The organism is Fenollaria massiliensis (assembly GCF_000312505.2).
GTDB lineage: Bacteria > Bacillota > Clostridia > Tissierellales > Peptoniphilaceae > Fenollaria > Fenollaria massiliensis.
This window is the reverse complement of the sequence record NZ_HG326225.1, coordinates 183,273-204,529: the sequence shown is the minus strand read 5'-3', so window position 1 is coordinate 204,529 and position 21,257 is coordinate 183,273. Positions and strand designations below refer to the sequence as shown.

The window sequence follows — 21,257 nt, the reverse complement described above, 5'->3', positions numbered from 1 at the left end:
TATATATATAGAGGTTATAGAAGAGAGTTTCACGACCTGCACAATGGCTAAAAATAGAGGTTTATATGTTAGAGAAAGATATAGAAAAAGCATTAGTTAAAAAAGTTAAAGCATTAGGAGGTCTTTGCATAAAGTTTACATCTCCATCAATGATGGGAATACCAGACAGGATAGTTCTTTTACCTAAAGCTAAGCTTGGTTTTGTAGAACTTAAAAGACCAGGCGGCAAAGCAAGACCTATTCAAATAAAAAGAATAAAAGATTTAAAAAAATTAGGATTTAAGGTTTTCGTACTGGATGAAAAAGAAAACATAGATGAAGTAATAAAAGCTATAGGAGGTGATCTTTATTGAAGTTCAATCCACATAATTATCAAAGCTATGCTATTGAGCAAATAAAAAATAATAAGATTACAGCATTATTCTTGGATATGGGCTTAGGTTAGGTAAAACAGTTATAAGCTTAACAGCCATTAATGATTTACTATTTGATTCTTTTGAAATCTCTAAAGTCCTTATTATTGCACCACTAAGAGTAGCAAGAGATACATGGAAAGAAGAGATAGATAAATGGTCTCATCTAAAGATGCTTAAGTACTCTGTGGTTATTGGAAGTGAAAAGGAAAGGCTAAATGCACTGAATAAAAAAGCTGACATATATATTATTAACAGAGAAAATGTTGACTGGCTCGTTAATAAAAGTGGCAGTGATTTTAATTTTGATATGATAATAATAGATGAGCTTTCTTCTTTTAAGTCTCATAGGTCTAAGAGGTTTAGAGCACTGATGAAAGTTAGAGCAAAGATTAAAAGAATTGTTGGATTAACAGGAACACCCTCATCAAATGGCTTAATGGATTTATGGGCAGAGTTTAGACTTTTAGATATGGGAGAAAGGCTTGGAAGATTTATAGGACAATATAGAGAAATATACTTCAAGCCAGATAAAAGGAATGGAGCAATTATCTATTCATATAAGCCACTACCATTTGCTGAGGATGCAATATATAAAAAGATATCTGACATAACAGTATCGATGAAAGCTGAAGATTATCTAACAATGCCAGAAAAAATAAACAACGAGGTATTTGTAAATCTTTCAGATAAAGAGAGAGAAACATACGATAGCTTTAAAAAGGATCTAGTAATAAGCATAAAGGATAAAGAAATAGATGCAGTCAATGCTGCAGCTTTATCTAACAAATTACTTCAAATGGCATCTGGTTCTGTCTACGATGAGGATAAGAATACTGTTCATATTCACGATAGAAAGCTTGATGCCTTAGAAGATTTAATTGAAGGAGCAAATGGCAAGCCAGTCTTAATAGCTTACTGGTATAAGTCGGATTTAAAAAGAATTAAAGATAGATTTGATGTGAGAGAGTTAAAAACAAGTGCTGATTTTAAAGAGTGGAATCAAGGAAAAATACCAATTGCAATTATCCATCCAGCATCTGCTGGACACGGACTAAACCTTCAAGCAGGAGGATCAACACTTATTTGGTTTTCATTAACTTGGTCCTTAGAGTTATACGAGCAAACAAATGCAAGGCTGTACAGACAAGGACAAAAAGAAACAGTTGTGATTCATCATATACTTAGTAAAAACACTATCGATGAAGATGTGATGAAAGCATTAGAAAATAAGAATAAAACACAAGCTGCACTAATTGAAGCAGTTAAAGTTAATTTGATATAAGGAGTGATATGTATGAATACAAAGGAATACTTACAACAGGCGTTTTATCTTGACAAACGAATCAACTCAAAGCTAGAACAGGTAGAAAGCTTGAATGCTTTAGCAACAAAAGCTAATTCAACTCTGTCTGATATGCCAAAGAATCCAAACGGAGAAACGTCACGACTTGAAGATACTATAGTTAAAATTATTGACTTGCAAGAAGAGATCAATAAAGATATAGATAAATTAGTAGATTTAAAAAGTGAAATTGTAGCTGTGATTAATAAGATTGAGGATAAAGAGCTTCAAGTTATTTTAGAAAAAAGATATCTTTGTTTTGAAACTTGGGAGAAGATTGCTGTTGAGCTAAACTATGACATTAGACATATTCACAGATTGCATAATCAAGGACTAAGAGAAACTTCAAAGATAGTTAATCATGTCACTAAATGTCATTGAATGTCACTATGTATCTGTAGTATCATTATAATAGAAAAAGAATAATAAAACGAGCCTTGGAGATATTTCTTCAAGGTTTTTGTTTTAAGAGGAGAGTAAGATGCCAAGAAAACCTAAAAGACCATGTTCTTATCCAAACTGTCCAGAGTTAGTTGAGGGAAGATTTTGTAAGAAACATGAAAAGGAATACAACAAGAACTATGAAAAGTATAAAAGAAACACAGAAACATACAAACGTTATGGAAAAGCATGGAGAGTCATTCGCAAAAGATATATCTCTGAGCATCCACTTTGTGAGAAGTGTTTGGAAGAAAATAGAATGACTAAAGCAGAACATGTTCATCACATAAAACCTTTATCTCTTGGTGGAACAAATGACGAGGAGAACCTTATGAGTTTGTGTAAATCTTGTCACTCAAAGATCCATGCAAAGAGTGGAGATAGGTTTCGTAGGTAAAAAAATCTTTGAGGGGGAGGGGGAGGCAGCTTCTCTACTGTAAAGTCCCACACCAACGGTGCCGCCCTCTTACGCACAAAAAGGCAGGTTCAAAGGGGGTATTAAAGAATATTATATATTAGGAGGTGATATTATCGCAAAAGATGGAACATATAGAGGCGGACGAAGAGTTCGTGCTGGTGGAAAACCAACGCCTGCTATAGAAAAAATACAAAAAGGAAAAGAAGTAGAGGTTATCCTAAATAATATACCAACATTTAGTCCAGACGAACTTGATGCTGAAGACTTACCTGACGGAGTTGAGCTGGAAGGTTATGATATGCCTAAGCCAAGCGACTATTTGTCAGCACAGCAAAAGAATGGTATACCACTTGGAGCGGATGAAATATATAAAGAGACATGGCAGTGGCTAAAAGATAGGTCTTGTGAGAAATTAGTAAATCCAAGACTATTAGAATCATACTCACAAGCTTTTGCAAGATATATTCAATGCGAAGAAGCAATAAGTCAGTTTGGTCTATTAGGTAAGCACCCTACAACAGGAGGAGTAATAACCTCACCATTCGTTCAAATGTCTTCTCAGTTTCAAAAGTCAGCTAACCTTTTATGGTATGAAATATATGATATTGTAAAAGAAAACTGCACGGAGGTATATGAAGATTACGGAGAAGATATGATGGAAAAACTACTAAGACAAAGGAGGTAGAAAATGTTTGAAAAAGTAAATCCAAAGCATCCTGATAAAATTGCAGATTGCATTGCAGGTGCTATTGTTGACCTAGCATACAAGAAACAAGACAAAGCAAAAGTAGCTGTTGAAGTTTTATTAGGTCACGGCAATTGCCATGTCATTATAGAGACAGATTGCAAGTTTGAAATAAAAGAAATAGAAGCAATTATTAAAAGAATAGCAGGAGATGTAAATTGTGATATAAAGATTGTAAAACAAGATACAAAGCTTGCTAAAAATCAAGAGGATAAAATAAGATGTGGCGACAATGGAATTTTTAAAGGTGTGCCAAGATCAAATGAAGAAAGAAAGCTAGCAGAAATAGCTAGAGAGATTTTTTCTAATCACCCATACGATGGTAAGTACATTTTAGATGGAGATAAACTTATTATTTGTCAATCAAATGTAGAAGCAGAAATCTTACAAGACATTTATCCAAATGCAATAATCAATCCATTAGGTGATTGGACTGGTGGAACAGATGTCGACACAGGAGCTACAAATAGAAAAATAGGCTCAGATATGGGTAGAGCAGTAACTGGTGGAGGATTGCATGGAAAAGATCTATCTAAAGCAGACGTTTCTGTTAATATCTATGCTTATCTAAAGGCTCAAAAGGAAAATAGAGTGATTGAGCTCTCGTGTGCTATTGGCGATGATGAAATAGATGGAAAGCCATACACAGAAATTGTAGCAATTGCAAAAGGGTATATTGATTCTATTGGTGGTTTTGAAGAATTTGCTAAGTGGGGGTTAATATGATAACGACAAAAGAGATGAAGCTTGTCGATATTGACAAATTAGTACCATATATAAATAATGCTAGAACTCACTCACCAGACCAAATAAGCAAACTAAGAGCATCTATAAGAGAGTTTGGTTTTATAAATCCCATTATAATTGACAAAGACTACGGAGTAATTGCAGGTCATGGAAGAATTATGGCAGCTAAGGAGGAAGGAATAAAAGAAGTTCCTTGTGTTTTTGCAGATCACTTAAATGAAGCTCAAAAGAAAGCATACATTCTAGCTGATAATAGAATGGCACTCGATGCTGCTTGGGACGAGGAACTTTTAAGAGTTGAAATTGAAGCTTTAGAAGACTATGGTTTTAATCTTGAGCTTACAGGCTTTTCAAGTGAAGAGCTATCTAATATATTTGATTTAGATAATGAGACAAAAGACGATGACTTTGATGTAGATAAAGAGCTAGAAAAACCTACCTTTTCAAAAGCTGGGGATATATGGACCTTAGGAAGACATAAATTGATATGTGGCGATGCTACTGATGAAAAAACTTATGAAAGATTAATGGAAGATACAAAAGCTAATCTGATAATTACAGATCCACCATATAATGTTAATTACGAAGGGTCTGCTGGAAAAATTAAAAATGATAACATGGAGCAAAGTAAATTTTATGAATTTTTACTAAGCTCCTTTTTAAATATGGAAAAATATTTAGCTAATGATGGATCAATATATGTGTTTCATGCAGATACAGAAGGACTTAACTTTAGAAAAGCGTTTCAAGATGCTGGTTTCTATCTTTCTGGCACTTGTATTTGGAAGAAACAGTCACTGGTTCTAGGAAGAAGTCCATATCAATGGCAACACGAACCAATACTTTACGGTTGGAAGAAAAAAGGTAAACATAACTGGTACACTGGCAGAAAAGAGTCTACTATTTGGGAATTTGATAAACCAAGAAAGAATGGCGATCATCCTACAATGAAGCCGATTCCACTTTTATCATATCCAATTAAAAACTCATCAATGGTTAACTCAGTAGTACTCGATCCATTTGGTGGCAGTGGAAGCACCCTTATAGCTTGTGAGCAGACAGATAGGGTATGCAGAATGATAGAACTTGATGAAAAGTTTGTTGATGTAATTGTAAATAGATACATTGAGCTTGTTGGCAGTGATGAAGATGTAAGTCTTTTAAGAGATGGAAAAATATATAAATACACAGAGGTTGTAAAAGATGAATAAAGAGCTAACTCTAGGCTCACTTTTTGACGGTAGTGGAGGATTTCCTTTAGCCGCTATTTTATGTGGAATAAAACCTATATGGGCATCTGAAGTTGAGCCGTTTCCAATACGAGTCACACAGAAAAACCTAGCTTGTGTTAAGCATTTAGGTGACATAAAAGATATAAACGGCTACGAAATAGAAACTGTTGATATAATATCTTTTGGTAGTCCTTGTCAAGATTTATCTCTTGCTGGAAAGAGAGCAGGTCTTGAAGGCAAAAAGTCTAGCCTATTTTATGAGGCAATAAGAGTTATTAAAGAAATGAGGTGCAGAACAAATGGCAAATATCCAAGATACTTATTATGGGAAAATGTACCAGGAGCATTCTCATCAAACAAAGGAGAAGACTTTAGATCTGTCCTCGAAGAAATTACAAAAATCAACGAATCAAAAGTTAAACTTCCTAGACCTAAGAAATGGAACAATGCAGGAGAAATCTTGGGAGATAATTACACCATTGCTTGGAGAGTCCTTGATGCTAAATATTTTGGAGTGCCCCAACGAAGAACTCGCATCTTCCTTGTCGCAGATCTTAATGGAACAAGTGCCAGTCAAATATTATTTGAGCAGAAAGGCTTGTCTTGGAATACTATCAAGAGCAAAAAGGAAGGGAAGACAAATACCAAAGCCACTGAAAGATGCACTTCTAAAACAGATAACTTAAGTTGGGTAAATGCGAGCAAGAAAACTTTTCTTGCTTATGATATTCGTCAGACATCTGTAAACACTAAAAATGAACGACACAATATTTATGAATGTGATACTTCAAGAACTATAGATACAAGTGGAAACACTCCAATTAGAAATCAAGGTGGAGTAGCAATAATTGAAGAAGTTTACTCAATGAGCAAGAACAATCATTTTACTAAAGCTGATAAAAATATCTCGTCAGCTCTTGTAGCTACAGATTACAAAGACCCACCACTTGTTAATCAAAAAATTATTAGAAGACTAACGCCAAAAGAATGTGGTAGGTTACAAGGCTTTCCAGATTACTGGTGTGAAGATTTAGGAATAGACAATCCAACGGACAAAGACCTTTTATTTTGGAGGTCTGTTTTTGATAAAGATGCAGAACTAAGAGGCCTTACATTTAGGAAAACAGATAAGCAAATTATTAAATGGCTTAAAAATCCTCATACCGATTCAGCTGAATACAAAATGTGGGGCAATGGTATCGCTCTTCCATGTGCGATATTTATTTTTAAAAGATTAGTAAATATTGATAAATAGACTTGACTAAATAGAGTGTTTGAGCAATATATGTATGTGAGGTGATTAGATGATTTCAAAGGAAATTATAAAAGATTTAAGAAAAATATATCCAGTAGGTGCTAGAGTAAAACTTCTAAGCATGGAAGATGAGCAAGCACCTCCTACTGGAACTTTAGGAACAGTATGTGGAGTTGATGATATTGGATCGATTTTAGTTAAGTGGGACAATGGATCAACACTTAATGTTTTGTATAGGGTTGATAGGGTTAAAAAGATTGAAAAATAGCCATTTATATTGAAAATATAGCTTGACTTATAGTGATTAGTACGGTAATATGTACACAACAAAAAAAGGAAAAGGAGATAAAGAAAATGAAAAAAATTGACATTTTAGAAAACCTTGAAACAAATGAAGATTTCAAAGAAAACAAAATCAACCACAGATTTTATTGGGCCTACGAAAAAGCTAAAAGAGTAGGACTTGAAAGATTAGACTTTGAAGAATTGGGATTTGAAAAGGACTACAAAGAAATTATAGAAAACCTTGAGAGATTTGAAATTAAAGAATTTACAATTTCAGACCAATCTACAGCACTTATGAATGAATTGCAAGCCTTCAAAAATAATGGATATTCCATAGTTGACCTAATCGAACAAGAAACAGGAAGAATAGACTGGAATTTTGAAACACAAGAAGATGAAAAAGAAATAAAACCTGCTTTAGTTTTAAGAAAGATTGAAAAATAGCCATTTATATTGAAAATATAGCTTGACTTATATCGATTAGTACGGTAATATGTACACAACAAAAAAAGGAAAAGGAGATAAAGAAAATGGCAAAGAAAGAATTAAAAAAGGAAAATTTACAACTTTTAGAAATCGCTAAGAAACATTCATACGCAGTAGAGAATAGAGGAGATTTAGAAAAAAGAAATAACGACTCAGAAGACTTCTTAGACATTTCAGTATGGTCTTTAAAAGAAATGCTTAGAGAAGCTTACGAACTAGGCAAGCAAAGCAAATAAAAAGATTGAAAAATAGCCATTTATATTAAAAATTATACTTGACTTATTCCTAGATGTACGCTAATATGTACACAAGAAAAAAGGAAGAGGTGGAAAACAAAATGACAAGTTTTGAAAAAGATTATAAGGCAGCATTGGAAGGAGACGAAATTGAGGTATTAACAAGAAGAAAGAAAGAAATATACGATTTAGAAAAGAAGCTAAGAGAAACAAGAAACAATTTTAGAGCTCAATGCATATATCAAGAGCTAAATCAACTAAAAGATGAATATAATAAAATAGACGATTTATTTTAAAATAAAAGACAAAACGAGTTAGGCTCTATTTGTCGTAGTGAACTAGCTAAAGGCTAGTATTTTTTATGCCCATTTTCAGAAAGGAGGACCAATGAAAAAGAAATACACACCAAGTAAATTCATGCTAGCAAACTCAAGATATGATAAAAAGAAGGCTGACTATGCTGTTACCTTTATAGAGTGTCTTAAGCACACAAAAGGTAGATGGGCAGGCAAAGATTTTAAGCTTATAGATTGGCAAGAAGAAATTATTAGAGATTTATTTGGTATTGTAAAAGAAACTGGTTACAGACAATTCAATACAGCATATATAGAAATTCCAAAGAAGATGGGAAAGTCAGAACTTGCAGCAGCTGTAGCTTTACTTCTTACATGCGGCGATGGAGAAGAGAGAGCAGAAGTATATGGATGTGCTGCAGATAGACAACAAGCAACTATCGTTTTTGATGTCGCAGCAGATATGGTAAGAATGTCCCCTGCACTTTCTAAGAGAGTAAAAATACTAGCATCACAGAAGAGAATGATATATAAACCTACAAATTCTTTTTATCAAGTATTGTCGGCAGAAGCATATTCAAAACATGGATTTAACATTCACGGAGTTGTTTTTGATGAATTACATACGCAGCCTAACAGAAAACTATTTGATGTAATGACAAAGGGATCTGGAGATGCTAGAACTCAACCCTTGTATTTTTTAATAACAACTGCAGGAACAGATACGAAATCAATCTGCTATGAAACACATCAAAAGGCAGTAGATATTCTTGAGGGCAGAAAGACTGATCCTACATTCTACCCAGTTATTTATGGAGCTCATAGAGATGATGACTGGACCGATGAGAAAATTTGGTATAAAGCTAATCCCTCGCTTGGTATAACTGTTCCAATAGAAAAAGTAAGACAAGCATTCAACTCTGCTAAGCAGAACCCATCGGAAGAGAACTCATTTAGACAGCTAAGACTTAATCAATGGGTAAAACAAGTTATTAGATGGATGCCAATGGATAAATGGGATTTATGTAATTTTGCTGTCAATGAAGACGAAATAAAAGGTAGGGTCTGTTATGGTGGTCTAGACCTTTCGTCTACAACGGATATAACAGCCTTTGTTCTAGTGTTTCCACCACTAGATGAAGACGATAAATTTCAGATACTACCTTACTTTTGGTTACCAGAAGACAATCTTGATTTAAGAGTAAAAAGAGACCATGTAAACTATGACTTGTGGAAAAGGCAAGGTTTCATTCAAACAACAGAAGGTAATGTAGTTCACTATGGATTTATAGAAAAATTTATTGAAGATTTGGGAGAAAAGTATAACATAAGAGAAATAGCATTCGATAGATGGGGAGCAGTTCAAATGGTTCAGAATCTTGAAAATATGGGTTTTACAGTAGTGCCATTTGGACAGGGTTTCAAAGATATGTCACCACCTACAAAAGAATTGATGAAGTTAACACTCGAAAGGAAAATAGCTCATGCAGGACACCCAGTTTTAAGATGGATGATGGATAACATATTTATACGAACAGATCCTGCAGGAAATATAAAGGCAGATAAAGAAAAATCTACAGAAAAGATAGATGGAGTTATTGCTACAATCATGGCTCTTGATAGGGCTATAAGATGTGGTAATGATACAAGTGAATCTGTTTATGATGATAGAGGTCTATTAGTATTTTAAATTGGGTATACTTATATAGAAGTATTAACTGAATGGAGGAATACTATGGGAGGAATGGGTTGTAGCGTCTGTGGAAATATAATGAGGGATCACGATGGCTCTATTGTGTATAATGTTTACACTAAGACTGAACTTATCGATTATATAAAAACTAATTTGAATAAAGAGAATCCTGAACTTTTAGATATAATATATTATGGAGAGGCTATATTACAAAATGATTATTTCTGGAAATGCAATAAATGTCAAACAGTATATCTATGGGATGGTAAAACAGAAAAATGCATAGGGAAATATTTAAAAGTGGATGATTTTAGTGTGGATATAGATTTGAAGAATATTGAAAAATTAGATGAAATATTTATAATAAACTCAAATGACAAGACAGACGATTTGTTGATAAAAGATTTATTTAACAAGAATCCATTTAGACCATTTAAATATTATGTTACTAAAGATTTAGAAACAGCATACGTTATAAATACAGATAAAAACAGTCTAGATAGAATATACAAATTAAAAAAATAAATATTATTTGTGAAGGTTATTAGTTTTTATATTATGCTTTCATATTTAAAGGAGAATGCTATATGAGTAGAGGATATGGTGCATCTTGCCGACTAATATCAAAAGATGATGAATGGTATACTTATGAGTATACATCATATAATGTAAATTTAGATAATTATAAAAAAGCTTTAGATACTTACGATGGAATACATTAATAAGCAAAGATTTCTTTCCAGAACCAACTATCGAAAGAAAAAGAAAGAAAAAACCAAATGGAAAAAAAGAATGGATAGAAAAGAAGAACTATCCAGAAGTTGACTGCTGGGAATTTTGCAGTAGAGGTAAAATCAAAGTTGAGAACTCAAGTTATTGTTGGAGTTTAACAGAAAGTGGTATAGATAGCCAAGCGTTGAAATTATTATTTTATTTAAATATAGAATATCAAAAGACTGGAAATGTTCCAGAAAAATATGGCATATATTCTTAGCATCTACGAAAGTAGGTGCTTTTCTTATGACAAATTTAAGGAGGTGCTAATATAGGAATTTTAAATTTAATCTTTAAGTCGAGAGACAAACCAAGAGACGGGGAGAGAATATCTTCATCGTCTTTTTTGTTTGGCAGAACAATTGTAAATAAGGAAGTTAATGGATTTACAGCTATGCAGATGACAGCAGTATATTCGTGTGTTAGAGTTCTTGCAGAAACTTTAGCTGGACTACCTTTACATCTTTACAAAAAAGAGAATTCTAGTTCTAAAGAGAAAGCAAAACAACACACTTTATATTTTTTATTACATGATGAACCAAATAGTGAAATGACTTCATTTGTATTTAGAGAAACACTAATGACACATCTTTTGCTATGGGGTAATGCATACGCTCAAATAATAAGAAATGGAAAAAATGAAATTGTTGGTCTTTATCCTTTGATGCCAAACAAGATGACTGTTATGAGAAGTGAAGATGGAGAAATCTTCTATAAATACAAGTATAAGTACGAAGATGTCTATTTATTAAAAGAAGATGTTCTTCATATACCAGGACTTGGATTTGACGGACTTATTGGATATTCGCCAATTACAATGGCAAAAAATGCTATAGGCATGGCTATGGCTTGTGAAGAATATGGTGCCTCATTCTTTCAAAATGGAGCCCAACCAGGTGGCGTTTTAGAGCATCCTGGTATAATTAAGGATCCTGAAAGAGTTAGAGAATCTTGGAATGCTGCATTTCAAGGACCAAAGAATGCTAACAAAGTAGCTGTACTCGAAGAAGGGATGAAGTATCAACCAATAGCGATTGCTCCAAGTGAGGCTCAATTTTTAGAAACTAGAAAGTTTCAGTTAAATGAAATAGCAAGAATTTTCAGAGTTCCACCTCATATGATAGGAGACTTAGAAAGGTCGTCTTTTTCAAATATTGAACAGCAGTCACTTGAGTTTGTTAAATATACTCTCGATCCTTGGATAATTAGATGGGAGCAATCTCTAGAGAGATCACTATTAACAAAAAAGAAAAAGAAGACTATTTCATTAAGTTTAATCTTGATGGACTTCTAAGAGGAGACTATGAATCAAGAATGAATGGTTATGCTGTTGGTAGGCAGAATGGTTGGATGAGTGCAAACGATATACGAGAGCTAGAAAATCTTGATAGAATTTCAGCTGAAGAAGGTGGCGACTTATATCTTGTTAATGGAAACATGCTACCACTTAATAAGGCGGGAGCTTTCTATGAAAAGAATGGAGGTAATGATTTAGAGGATGAAAAATAAAATATTTTGGAACTGGAAAGAGAATGAAAATGAACTCTATATAGATGGGGTTATAGCAGAAGAGTCTTGGTTTGATGATGAAATCACACCAAGGCTCTTTTTTGAAGAATTAAAAAATAAGAAAGGAGACATAACGGTATGGATCAACTCACCTGGTGGCGACTGTATAGCAGCATCAAGAATTTACACAATGCTTTTAGAACACAAAGGCAATGTAACTATAAAGATTGATGGACTTGCAGCATCAGCTGCATCAGTTATCGCTATGGCAGGAACTGAAGTTTTAATGAGTCCGACATCTTTAATGATGATCCATAACCCTTTAACTGTAGCCATTGGCGATTCTAAAGAAATGCAGAAAGCTATTGAGATGCTTAACGAAGTCAAAGAATCAATCATAAACGCTTATGAAATCAAGACAGGACTTTCTAGAGAAGAGATTTCTAATCTTATGGATGGAGAGACTTGGTTTGACAAAAATAAAGCTATAGAGATGGGATTTTGTGACGGCACTCTAAGCGATAAGAGAAAAGATGAAAAAGTAACAAACATGGTCTTTTCTAGAAGAGCAGTAAGTAATTCACTTATGGCAAAAATAAAGAAAGAAGTAAAGCACCACTCAATAAACGAAGTGGAAGAACGACTAAGTCAAATAAAAAATAAATGGAGGTAATTATATGACTTTAAATGAACTAATTGAAAAAAGAACAGAGGCATGGAATAATGCAAAGAATTTTGCTGATTCCAAAAAAGATGAGAACGGCTTAATGTCTGACGAGGACTTTAAGACGTACGAAGAGATGGAGAAGACAATCGAGAACTACTCTCGTGAAATTAACAGAAAAAAGAGGGAGGAAGAAATGGACAAAGACCTTGCAAAACCTACCACTCAAGCTTTAAAAAACGAGCCTACAGTAGGTAATGATGAAGAAATACCAATGAGATCTAGAAACGTTTATAAAAAATCAATGATGAACGCTCTAAGATCAAACTTTAGAGATATTTCAAACGAACTAAAAGTTGGAGCAGACGAGAGTGGTGGATATTTAGTTCCAGATGAACTTGAGAAAGAAATAGTAAGTGGACTTGAAGATGAAAACATTATCAGAAAGCTAGCTTCAAAAGTTAAAACTTCAGGACTTCACAAAATAAATATTGCTGCTACAAAACCAGCAGCTTTATGGGTTGAAGAAGGCGGACAACTTACTTTTGGTGATGGCAAGTTCGACCAAGTTTCACTTGATGCTCACAAGCTTCATGTTGGAGTTAAAGTAACAGAAGAGCTTTTATATGATTCAGCTTTTGATTTGGAAAGCTATATCACAGAAGAATTTACAAAAGCATTAGCTAATGCTGAAGAAGATGCCTTCTTAAATGGAGATGGTGTAAATAAGCCTACAGGAATTTTTGATGCTAAAAAAGGTGGAGAAATTGGAGTAACATCTAAGGCTGCAACAATAACATCGGATGAATTAGTAGACCTTGTTTATTCATTAGATAGACCATACAGAAAAAAGGCTGTATTTATTCTAAACGATGCCACAGTAGCTCAAATAAGAAAGCTAAAAGATGTTAATGGTGCATATATTTGGCAACCTTCACTAAAAGATGGAGAACCAGATAGACTACTAGGATATCCAGCATATACATCTGCATATGCACCAAAGGCAGAAAAAGGAAAATTTGCTATAGCTTTTGGTGATATTTCTTATTACAAGATTGGTGATAGAGGATACAGATCATTCCAAGACTTAAAAGAATTATTCGCTGGTAATGGTATGGTAGGCTTCTTAGGCAAAGAAAGAGTTGACGGAGTGCTAGTTCTAAGAGAGGCTGTTAAGCTATTAAAAATAGGAACTACAGCATAAGGAAATGAGCATGATAACTCTTGATGAGGCTAAGACGTATTTAAGAGTTGATTTTGATGATGAGGATGAGTATATAAAGACGCTCATCCTTTCATCAATAGAGCATTGCAAAGAAATTGCAAGAGTCGACAGCGATGAGGAACTTGCTAGCCATAAAAATGCTAAAATTGCTGTACTATATATGATTGCATATCTTTATGAACACAGAGAAGAGGCTGACCACGCAGAGCTTAATTTAACACTTAGAGCTCTATTATTTGGTATAAGAAAGGCTGAGTTTTAATGAAGATAGTTGACCTTAATAAAAAAATAAAGATACAAAATAAGAAGCTTGAAATAGATAAAATTGGAAACCATAAATCTATTTGGAGTGACTATACTATAACTAATGCATATATATCCTTTCAAGGAAAAGGCGAGGCAGTATTTTTAGGTATGGAGCAGGACAGCTCTGATATATCTTTTACAATTAGATATCAGCAAAAATTAAAATCAATAAACTCTAGTGAATATAGAATTAGCTTCGATGAAAATATATACAATATACTATCAGTTGATTTTATGAATTATAAAAATAAGCTGATTAAACTAAGATGCAAGAAGGTGTCGAGATGAATGTGAAGATAGATAACTTAGCTAGTGAAATAATGAAAGGCTTAGAAGATTATTCTAAGATGGCTAGCGATGAACTGAAGAGTGAGGTTAAGAAAGCAGCTAAAAATATCAAGCAAGATATAAAGGATACAGCTCCAGTTGGAAGGACTGGCAGATATGCAAAGTCATGGACTGTAAAAAATAATAGAGAGACTTCTAATTCAATCGAGCTTATAGTTCACTCAAGAGATAGATATCAGCTTGCACACTTACTTGAAAAAGGTCATGTGCTAAGACAGGGTGGTAGAGTAAAGGCAAAGCCTCATATAGCACCAGCAGAAGAAAAAGGAGTCAGAGAATTGGAAGAAAACATTATAAGGAAGTTAAAGAATGGATAGACTAATAAAAATTTTAGAAGAGATAGGACTTCCTTTTGCTTATTCGCATTTTGCTGAAGGAGAAAGTCCACAGCCACCTTTTATGGTATATTTGCTTCCAAAGAATAAACACTTTGGAGCAGATGGACTTGTTTATTATAAGAATACAGAAGTGAATCTTGAAGTCTATACAGATAAAAAAGACTTACAATTAGAAGAAAAAATAGAAGAAATACTTGATAGAGAAAAAATCTACTATGAAAAATCAGAAGTATGGATTGAATCTGAAAGGTTGTATGAAGTTCTCTACGAGTTTACTTTAAAGATAAATTATAAGGAGGAATATAATGGCTAATAAAGTTAAATTTAACATATGTAATGTTCACTATGCTCTTTTTGATAAAACAGAAGATGGTACGATTAAATATAAAGAACCAGTGCCAATGCCTGGTGCCGTATCTATTTCATTAGAGCCTAATGGAGAGCCAGAAAGCTTTTATGCTGACGGGATAGAATATTACACAATTTCTAATAACATGGGATATGATGGCGACCTAGAAATAGCACTAATTCCAGAGTCGTTTAGAACAGATGTTTTAATGGAAAAAGTAGATACAAATAAAGTTCTTATTGAATCATCTAATTCAGAGACAGCGAACTTTGCTCTTCTTTTTGAGTTTGATGGAGATCAAAAGAAAATCCGTCACATCATGTATAACTGCTCTGCTGCAAGACCAAAACTTGAAGGAGAGACAAATGAGGAGTCAAGGGAAGTGCAACCAGAAACTTTATCAATTCAAGCAAGACCTCTTCCAAATGGAAATGTAAAAGCTAGAACAGGAGATTCAACAACTAAGGAGACTTACGAAGGATGGTATAAGTCAGTTTACATGCCTACAGAAACTGCAGTAACTCCTACAAAAGCAAGTGTAGGAGGAAAATAACAATGGCATTGACAAAAACAATAGAGATTGACGGCAAGGATGTTGTCTTTCGTGCATCAGCAGCAATCCCTAGAATATACAGAATAAAATTTGGCAGAGATATTTTTAAAGACCTAATAGAACTAGAGAGGTCAATAAAAAAGAATGATAAAAATGAATCTAATCTTGATATAGGTTCATTAGAATTGTTTGAAAACATAGCCTATGTAATGGCTAAGCATGGAGATAAAGCGGTTCCAGATAGCACAGAAGAATGGCTAGATAATTTTTCAACATTTTCTATATATCAAATACTGCCTCAGCTAATAGAGCTATGGGGACTTAATATAAAGATGGAGGAAAAATCTAAAAAAAAGTAAGACCGACAGAAAGACCAATGACTACACCCTTATTTTTACTAAGGGCAGTGGAACTTGGTCTTTCTGTTTCTGACTTAGATTTATTAACTATTGGACTTGTAAACGATATGTTTATAGAAAAAAGCAATGACGATTACAAGTATAAAGATGTAGCAACACAAGACGATTTTGATAAATTTTAATGAATAAACTATTTAAGCATCGTTAAGTGAAGGATGCTTTTTTATATAATTTTAAGGAGGTGAGATATTGGCAAACAGAGTAAAAGGGATTACTGTTGAAATTGGAGGGAATACCACCAAGCTTCAAGAGGCACTAAAGGCAGTAAACACTGAGATAAAACATACCCAGTCTGAACTTCGTGATGTAAATAAACTTCTTAAACTTGATCCTGGTAATACTGAGCTTATCTCACAAAAGCATAAACTTCTAGGACAAACATTAGAAGAAACAAAAAACAAACTTAATTCACTAAAAGAGGCACAGAAACAAGCTGAACAGGCTCTGGCTGAAGGCAAAATCTCACAAGAGCAATATGATGCCTTAAAAAGAGAGATTATAGAAACAGAACAAGCACTTAAATCTCTTGAAAAGCAAGGTGCAACGACTAATCAAACACTGCAAAATGTAGCTATCGCAGGAGAAAAATGGCAAAACACGGGACAGAATATAGAAAATGTTGGCAAAAAGATAATGCCAGTATCTCTCGCTGTAGCTGGACTTGGTGCAGTAGCTGTAAAAACAGCAGCAGACTTTGATTCTGGTATGTCAAAGGTAAAGGCTGTGTCTGGAGCAACTGGCTCTGATTTTGATGCTCTTTGCAAAAAAGCAAGAGAAATGGGTGCGAAGACAATGTTTTCAGCCAGCGAAGCTGCAGATGCTATGAACTATATGGCAATGGCTGGATGGAAAACTAAGCAAATGATAGATGGTATTGATGGTGTTATGAACCTTGCTGCAGCCAGTGGCGAGGATCTAGCTACTACCTCAGATATTGTTACAGACGCTCTTACTGCCTTTGGATTAAAAGCAGAAGATTCATCTCATTTTGCTGACGTCCTTGCAGCTGCATCTTCTAATGCAAATACAAATGTTTCTATGATGGGTGAAACATTTAAGTACGCTGCACCAATCGCTGGAGCTTTAGGATACTCTGTAGAAGACATGGCTGTAGCTATAGGTTTGATGGCAAACTCTGGTGTTAAAGGCTCGCAGGCAGGTACTGCTCTAAGATCTGCATTGACAAGACTAGCATCACCAACTAAAGAAGTTTCAAATGGCATGGAGATGCTTGGTTTAACAGTAGAAGATATTCAAGGACTATCACTTGACGAAACATTAATGACATTTAGAAATGCTTTTGCTAGCTTAGACGGAACTCAGCAAGCACAGGCTGCCTCATTGATATTTGGCAAAAATGCTATGTCTGGTATGCTTGCAATAATTAACGCTAGCGAGCAAGATTACAATAATTTAAGTGATGCCATATATAACGCTGATGGATCGGCTGAGAAGATGGCAAACACTATGCAGGATAACTTAGGCGGGCAGCTTAAAATATTAAAATCAGCTTTAGAGGAATTAGCCATATCATTTGGAGAACTGTTGATGCCTGCAGTTAGAGGCTTAGTAGATTTCTTGACTAAGCTTGTAAATGGAATAAATGCTCTACCAGAGCCTGTTAAAGGTATTATTGCAACTGTAGGAGTTTTAATTGCTGCTATTGGTCCTATTCTTGTTATAGTAGGCAAACTTGTATGGTCGATTGGCACGATTATGACACAAGGTCCACTAGTAGTTGGAGCCTTTGCAAAAGTAGCTGGTTTTGTAACTGGAACTATTATCCCTGCTATAACAGCTGTCGTATCAGCTATAGGTATAGTACCTATTGTAATAGGTGCTGTAATTGCTGTTTTAGTTCTTTTATGGAATAAGTGTGAATGGTTTAGAGATGGGGTTATTGCAGTTTGGGAAGCTATAAAAGAAGCGACTATAACGGTATGGAATGCAATAAAAGATTTCTTCGTGAATCTGTGGGAATCTATATCTACAATATTCACTGATACATGGAACGCAATAAAGAATACAACGACAACTATTTTTAATAGCATTAGTGAATTTTTCAAAACAGCGTGGGAAAATATTAAGAATTTTGTAGTAAGTAGTATTGAAAATATTAAAACAAGCATTGAAACAGTGTGGAATGCAATCAGTACATTTTTCACTACAATACTTACAACGATATCAACTTTTATAAGTACAACATGGAATAACATAAAAACAGCAGTTGTTACCACTGTAAATACATTGAAAACAACAATTGAATCTATATGGAATGCGATAAAGAACACTATATCAACAGTTATTAATGCAATTAAAACATTTGTTATTAATACTTGGAATAATATAAAGAATAGTGTTACTTCAGTAATAAATGGAATAAAATCAACTGTATCTAATGTCTTCAATGCGATGTTCTCAACTATTTCAAATACAATGTCAAACATTGTAAATACAATAAAAACTGGCTTTAATAACGCAGTATCATTTATTCAAAACCTTATATCTAGTGCATATAATTGGGGAGCAGATTTAATTAACGGAATTATTAATGGTATAAAAAGTGCTATAGGTGGAATCGCATCTGCAGTTTCTAATGTAGCATCTACAATAAAATCCTTCCTGCACTTCTCAGTACCAGATGTAGGCCCATTAACAGATTATGAAACATGGATGCCAGACTTTATGAAAGGCTTAGCAAGAGGGATAGAAAAGAGTAGAAATTTAGTCCAATCATCAATGAAGAATGTGGCAAGCGATATGGTTTTAAATCCAAGTTTAGCAACGGTTGGAGCAAGTGTCACTCAAGCTAGCTCGGTTGATATAGGAGGACAAATCAAAGCTGCACTATCAAATATTGATTTAAAAGCTGAAGAATCTGGCGACATTGTCATACCCGTTTATTTAGGAGGTACACTCCTAGATGAGGTTATTGTTAATGCATCTCAAAGAAGAAATTTAAGAAGTGGAGGTAGGTAAATGAAGCATCAATCATATTTAATAATTGAAGGAGTAGACCTGCCTCTACCTAACTCTTATTCTATTGATTTTAGAGATATAGAGGCAGACACAGGAGGAGAGACAGAAGCAGGCACTATTCAAAGAGATATTATCAGAAGTAAAGTAGCTAGCATATCTGTTGACTTCTCATGTAGTCCCAAGCTAGTGAAAGTATTAAGTAAATTTACTAAGAAATCTAAGTTAAAAGTTAAATACTTAGACACAGAAGATTTATCATTAAAAGATGCAGAGATGTACATTGATGGTTTTAAAACAAAGCTAGTGAAAGATACTTCATATAAAGGGCTTTGGAATGTATCGTTTTCTTTGGAGGAATATTAATGTATTCTACAAGTGCAGATTTCAAAACAGAAATAAAGAAAAATTCTCGTAGCTTTTATTGGACTGGCAATATCATTTTAAAAGATAAGAAAGTAATCCCTTTTACAAATAGTGACATATTGAAAGGATCTGGATATATTCATAGATCGTGTTCAGGCTCATCAGAACTTGAGATAGGAACAGTTTATGCTGCAGAGTTTGGCATCAGTTTATTTTCAAATATCGACAGATACAGCCTTGAAGATTCTAAGCTTGAGCTTTTTTATCATCAAGTGTTATCTGATGGAAAAGTTGAAACTATACCTATGGGGATATTTGATGTAACAGAAGCGAATAGGTCTAAGAAAATACTAGAACTTAAAGGCTATGACTATATGCTACGCTTTGACAAGAACTTTCCTATTACAGATACCTTTGGATCTGCGTACGACCTTTTAAGTCTTTCATGTGAAAAATGCAAAGTTAAGCTAGGAATGAGCGAGGACGAGATAAAAGCCTTTGCTAATGGGCAGGAAGCCTTAGCAATTTATAAAGAAAATGATATAGAAACTTATAGAGACTTTATTCACTATATTGCATCAACACTTGGAGTATTTGCTCAAATTAATAGAACAGGCGAGCTGGTTCTTATGAAGTATTCAGAAAAAGTTTCAACAAGTATTAATGCTAAGGAAAGGTTCTCATCTTCAATATCTGATTTTAAAACAAGGTACACAGCAATTAACTCAACGAATGCAAAGACTAAAATTGCTGAATACTATTCTTTGGATGAAGACAATGGTTTGACTATGAATCTAGGGATAAACCCTCTTATGCAACTTGGACTTGAAGAGAAAAGACAAAGAATGTGCGAAGCTTTATTAAATGAAGTATGTAAAATACAACACACACCTTTTGATATGGAAACAATAGGCGATCCTTCTCTTGATCTTGGAGATAGGATTGAAATAATATATTCCAATGAAACAATAGAGGGTTTAATTACAGATATTGAGTACAAGATAAATGGTAAGCACAGAATTATTGGTGTAGGAAAAAACCCATATCTTTCAAGAGCTAAAAGCAAAAATGATAAAAACATCACTGGTCTAATAAATCAGATTGAATCCGAGAAATTGGTAGTGCATTCTTATTCTAACTATTCAGCCATCAACCTATCTACAACAGATACACCAATCATTAGGATTGAGTTTGCTTCAGATAAAGAAACTGAAGCGTTATTTAATGCAGCAATTTTATTAAATATTATTTGTGACACAGAAGAAAAACATAGGAAGGTAAAAAGAAAAGAAACTAAAAAAGTTGAGATCCTTAATGACGAGAAAAAATCATTCAACCCACCAAAGTTTGAAGACAAAGAAGTTATTGAAGATGTTGAACTTATAGAAACAGTTGAAGTTCCTACTCGTTTAGTTGTTACTTATGTTTTCAATGATGCAAAAATTGAGCATCACATACCAAAGGAAACTTACATGAGTGGAGAGCATATATTAAACCTTTTTTATCCTTTGACGAAGATAAAAGAGAAAACAATGAATAACTTCTCAGTACTTATTAGGCTAGAATCTGGCAAGGCTATGATAAGCAAGGATAATGCTATAGCAGCAATATCGGGTCAATCATTAGGTTCTAATGAGGAATGGGATGGAAAGATTAAAGTTGATGAAACTTGGAACAGAATTGATATATCTAAACTATTTATGTTTAGAGGCTTGAAAGAAAAATACGATATTAAAGTTGAAGCTCCTAAAAATATAATTTTTAGTGATAAAATACAGAAGCTTAAATATAAAGGCTTTAATGTTGGATATTTAAATAACAACAAAAATATTAAACTATAA

26 protein-coding genes and 2 pseudogenes are annotated in these 21,257 nt (G+C 33.8%); all 28 read left to right on the top strand.

What is annotated here, in order from left to right; all coding sequences use genetic code 11:
- The first annotated feature begins 65 nt into the window (after positions 1–65).
- Positions 66–353: a PDDEXK family nuclease gene (locus tag BN30_RS02845; RefSeq protein WP_019213998.1), complete on the top strand. Its 288-nt coding sequence runs from the start codon at positions 66–68 to the stop codon at positions 351–353.
- A pseudogene (locus tag BN30_RS08815) lies at positions 350–1,698 on the top strand (SNF2-related protein). The gene BN30_RS02845 and the pseudogene BN30_RS08815 overlap by 4 nt, the downstream one beginning before the upstream one ends.
- Positions 1,699–1,710: 12 nt before the next feature.
- A complete protein-coding gene (locus BN30_RS02835; protein WP_019213995.1) occupies positions 1,711–2,139 on the top strand; it encodes a DUF1492 domain-containing protein in 429 nt (142 codons plus the stop codon).
- A 100-nt stretch (positions 2,140–2,239) separates the two neighbouring features.
- Positions 2,240–2,596, top strand: a complete 357-nt coding sequence (locus BN30_RS02830; RefSeq protein WP_019213994.1) for an HNH endonuclease — start codon at positions 2,240–2,242, stop codon at positions 2,594–2,596.
- A gap of 133 nt (positions 2,597–2,729) precedes the next feature.
- Positions 2,730–3,302 (top strand): P27 family phage terminase small subunit, encoded by a 573-nt coding sequence (locus tag BN30_RS02825; protein ID WP_026880633.1) that lies wholly within the window; start codon positions 2,730–2,732, stop codon positions 3,300–3,302.
- A 3-nt stretch (positions 3,303–3,305) separates the two neighbouring features.
- A complete protein-coding gene (locus tag BN30_RS02820; protein WP_019213992.1) occupies positions 3,306–4,088 on the top strand; it encodes an S-adenosylmethionine synthetase N-terminal domain-containing protein in 783 nt (260 codons plus the stop codon).
- Complete coding sequence (locus BN30_RS02815; RefSeq protein WP_019213991.1) at positions 4,085–5,320, top strand: site-specific DNA-methyltransferase; 1,236 nt, start codon at positions 4,085–4,087, stop codon at positions 5,318–5,320. Before BN30_RS02820 ends, BN30_RS02815 begins: the two co-directional genes overlap by 4 nt.
- Positions 5,313–6,596 carry a DNA cytosine methyltransferase gene (locus BN30_RS02810; RefSeq protein ID WP_019213990.1) on the top strand — a complete coding sequence of 428 codons (1,284 nt, stop codon included), beginning with the start codon at positions 5,313–5,315 and terminating at the stop codon, positions 6,594–6,596. Before BN30_RS02815 ends, BN30_RS02810 begins: the two co-directional genes overlap by 8 nt.
- Positions 6,597–6,645: 49 nt before the next feature.
- Positions 6,646–6,864, top strand: a complete 219-nt coding sequence (locus BN30_RS02805) for a DUF4314 domain-containing protein (protein ID WP_019213989.1) — start codon at positions 6,646–6,648, stop codon at positions 6,862–6,864.
- An 86-nt stretch (positions 6,865–6,950) separates the two neighbouring features.
- Positions 6,951–7,325 (top strand): DUF7698 family protein, encoded by a 375-nt coding sequence (locus BN30_RS02800; RefSeq protein WP_019213988.1) that lies wholly within the window; start codon positions 6,951–6,953, stop codon positions 7,323–7,325.
- 86 nt (positions 7,326–7,411) lie between these two features.
- The gene (locus tag BN30_RS02795; RefSeq protein ID WP_019213987.1) at positions 7,412–7,603 is read left to right on the top strand and encodes a DUF6900 domain-containing protein; all 192 of its coding nucleotides are present in this window, start codon (positions 7,412–7,414) and stop codon (positions 7,601–7,603) included.
- A gap of 101 nt (positions 7,604–7,704) precedes the next feature.
- Entirely contained in the window at positions 7,705–7,899 is a 195-nt protein-coding gene (locus BN30_RS02790) for a hypothetical protein (RefSeq protein ID WP_019213986.1), read from the top strand.
- 91 nt (positions 7,900–7,990) lie between these two features.
- Positions 7,991–9,586 carry a terminase large subunit gene (locus tag BN30_RS02785; protein WP_019213985.1) on the top strand — a complete coding sequence of 532 codons (1,596 nt, stop codon included), beginning with the start codon at positions 7,991–7,993 and terminating at the stop codon, positions 9,584–9,586.
- Between the two features lie 45 nt (positions 9,587–9,631).
- Positions 9,632–10,114, top strand: a complete 483-nt coding sequence (locus BN30_RS02780) for a hypothetical protein (RefSeq protein ID WP_019213984.1) — start codon at positions 9,632–9,634, stop codon at positions 10,112–10,114.
- A 62-nt stretch (positions 10,115–10,176) separates the two neighbouring features.
- Positions 10,177–10,311 carry a hypothetical protein gene (locus tag BN30_RS10385; RefSeq protein WP_019213983.1) on the top strand — a complete coding sequence of 45 codons (135 nt, stop codon included), beginning with the start codon at positions 10,177–10,179 and terminating at the stop codon, positions 10,309–10,311.
- Positions 10,312–10,634: 323 nt separating this feature from the next.
- Positions 10,635–11,872: pseudogene (locus tag BN30_RS08810) on the top strand (phage portal protein).
- Complete coding sequence (locus BN30_RS02765) at positions 11,862–12,545, top strand: head maturation protease, ClpP-related (RefSeq protein WP_019213981.1); 684 nt, start codon at positions 11,862–11,864, stop codon at positions 12,543–12,545. Before BN30_RS08810 ends, BN30_RS02765 begins: the two are co-directional and overlap by 11 nt.
- A gap of 4 nt (positions 12,546–12,549) precedes the next feature.
- Positions 12,550–13,740 carry a phage major capsid protein gene (locus BN30_RS02760; protein WP_019213980.1) on the top strand — a complete coding sequence of 397 codons (1,191 nt, stop codon included), beginning with the start codon at positions 12,550–12,552 and terminating at the stop codon, positions 13,738–13,740.
- A 10-nt stretch (positions 13,741–13,750) separates the two neighbouring features.
- Positions 13,751–14,023 (top strand): head-tail connector protein, encoded by a 273-nt coding sequence (locus BN30_RS02755; protein WP_026880632.1) that lies wholly within the window; start codon positions 13,751–13,753, stop codon positions 14,021–14,023.
- Positions 14,023–14,355: a phage head closure protein gene (locus BN30_RS02750; RefSeq protein WP_019213978.1), complete on the top strand. Its 333-nt coding sequence runs from the start codon at positions 14,023–14,025 to the stop codon at positions 14,353–14,355. The genes BN30_RS02755 and BN30_RS02750 overlap by 1 nt, the downstream gene beginning before the upstream one ends.
- Complete coding sequence (locus tag BN30_RS02745; RefSeq protein ID WP_019213977.1) at positions 14,352–14,732, top strand: HK97 gp10 family phage protein; 381 nt, start codon at positions 14,352–14,354, stop codon at positions 14,730–14,732. Before BN30_RS02750 ends, BN30_RS02745 begins: the two co-directional genes overlap by 4 nt.
- Entirely contained in the window at positions 14,725–15,066 is a 342-nt protein-coding gene (locus BN30_RS02740; protein WP_019213976.1) for a hypothetical protein, read from the top strand. The genes BN30_RS02745 and BN30_RS02740 overlap by 8 nt, the downstream gene beginning before the upstream one ends.
- Positions 15,059–15,655, top strand: coding sequence for a major tail protein (locus BN30_RS02735; RefSeq protein ID WP_019213975.1), 597 nt, complete (start codon positions 15,059–15,061; stop codon positions 15,653–15,655). The genes BN30_RS02740 and BN30_RS02735 overlap by 8 nt, the downstream gene beginning before the upstream one ends.
- Before the next feature lie 2 nt (positions 15,656–15,657).
- Positions 15,658–16,014, top strand: coding sequence for a hypothetical protein (locus BN30_RS02730; RefSeq protein ID WP_019213974.1), 357 nt, complete (start codon positions 15,658–15,660; stop codon positions 16,012–16,014).
- Positions 16,015–16,031: 17 nt separating this feature from the next.
- The gene (locus tag BN30_RS10135) at positions 16,032–16,196 is read left to right on the top strand and encodes a hypothetical protein (protein WP_019213973.1); all 165 of its coding nucleotides are present in this window, start codon (positions 16,032–16,034) and stop codon (positions 16,194–16,196) included.
- A 67-nt stretch (positions 16,197–16,263) separates the two neighbouring features.
- Positions 16,264–19,053, top strand: coding sequence for a phage tail tape measure protein (locus tag BN30_RS02720; protein WP_019213972.1), 2,790 nt, complete (start codon positions 16,264–16,266; stop codon positions 19,051–19,053).
- Positions 19,054–19,416: a hypothetical protein gene (locus BN30_RS02715; protein ID WP_019213971.1), complete on the top strand. Its 363-nt coding sequence runs from the start codon at positions 19,054–19,056 to the stop codon at positions 19,414–19,416. It begins immediately after the preceding gene.
- The gene (locus BN30_RS02710) at positions 19,416–21,257 is read left to right on the top strand and encodes a hypothetical protein (RefSeq protein ID WP_019213970.1); all 1,842 of its coding nucleotides are present in this window, start codon (positions 19,416–19,418) and stop codon (positions 21,255–21,257) included. Before BN30_RS02715 ends, BN30_RS02710 begins: the two co-directional genes overlap by 1 nt.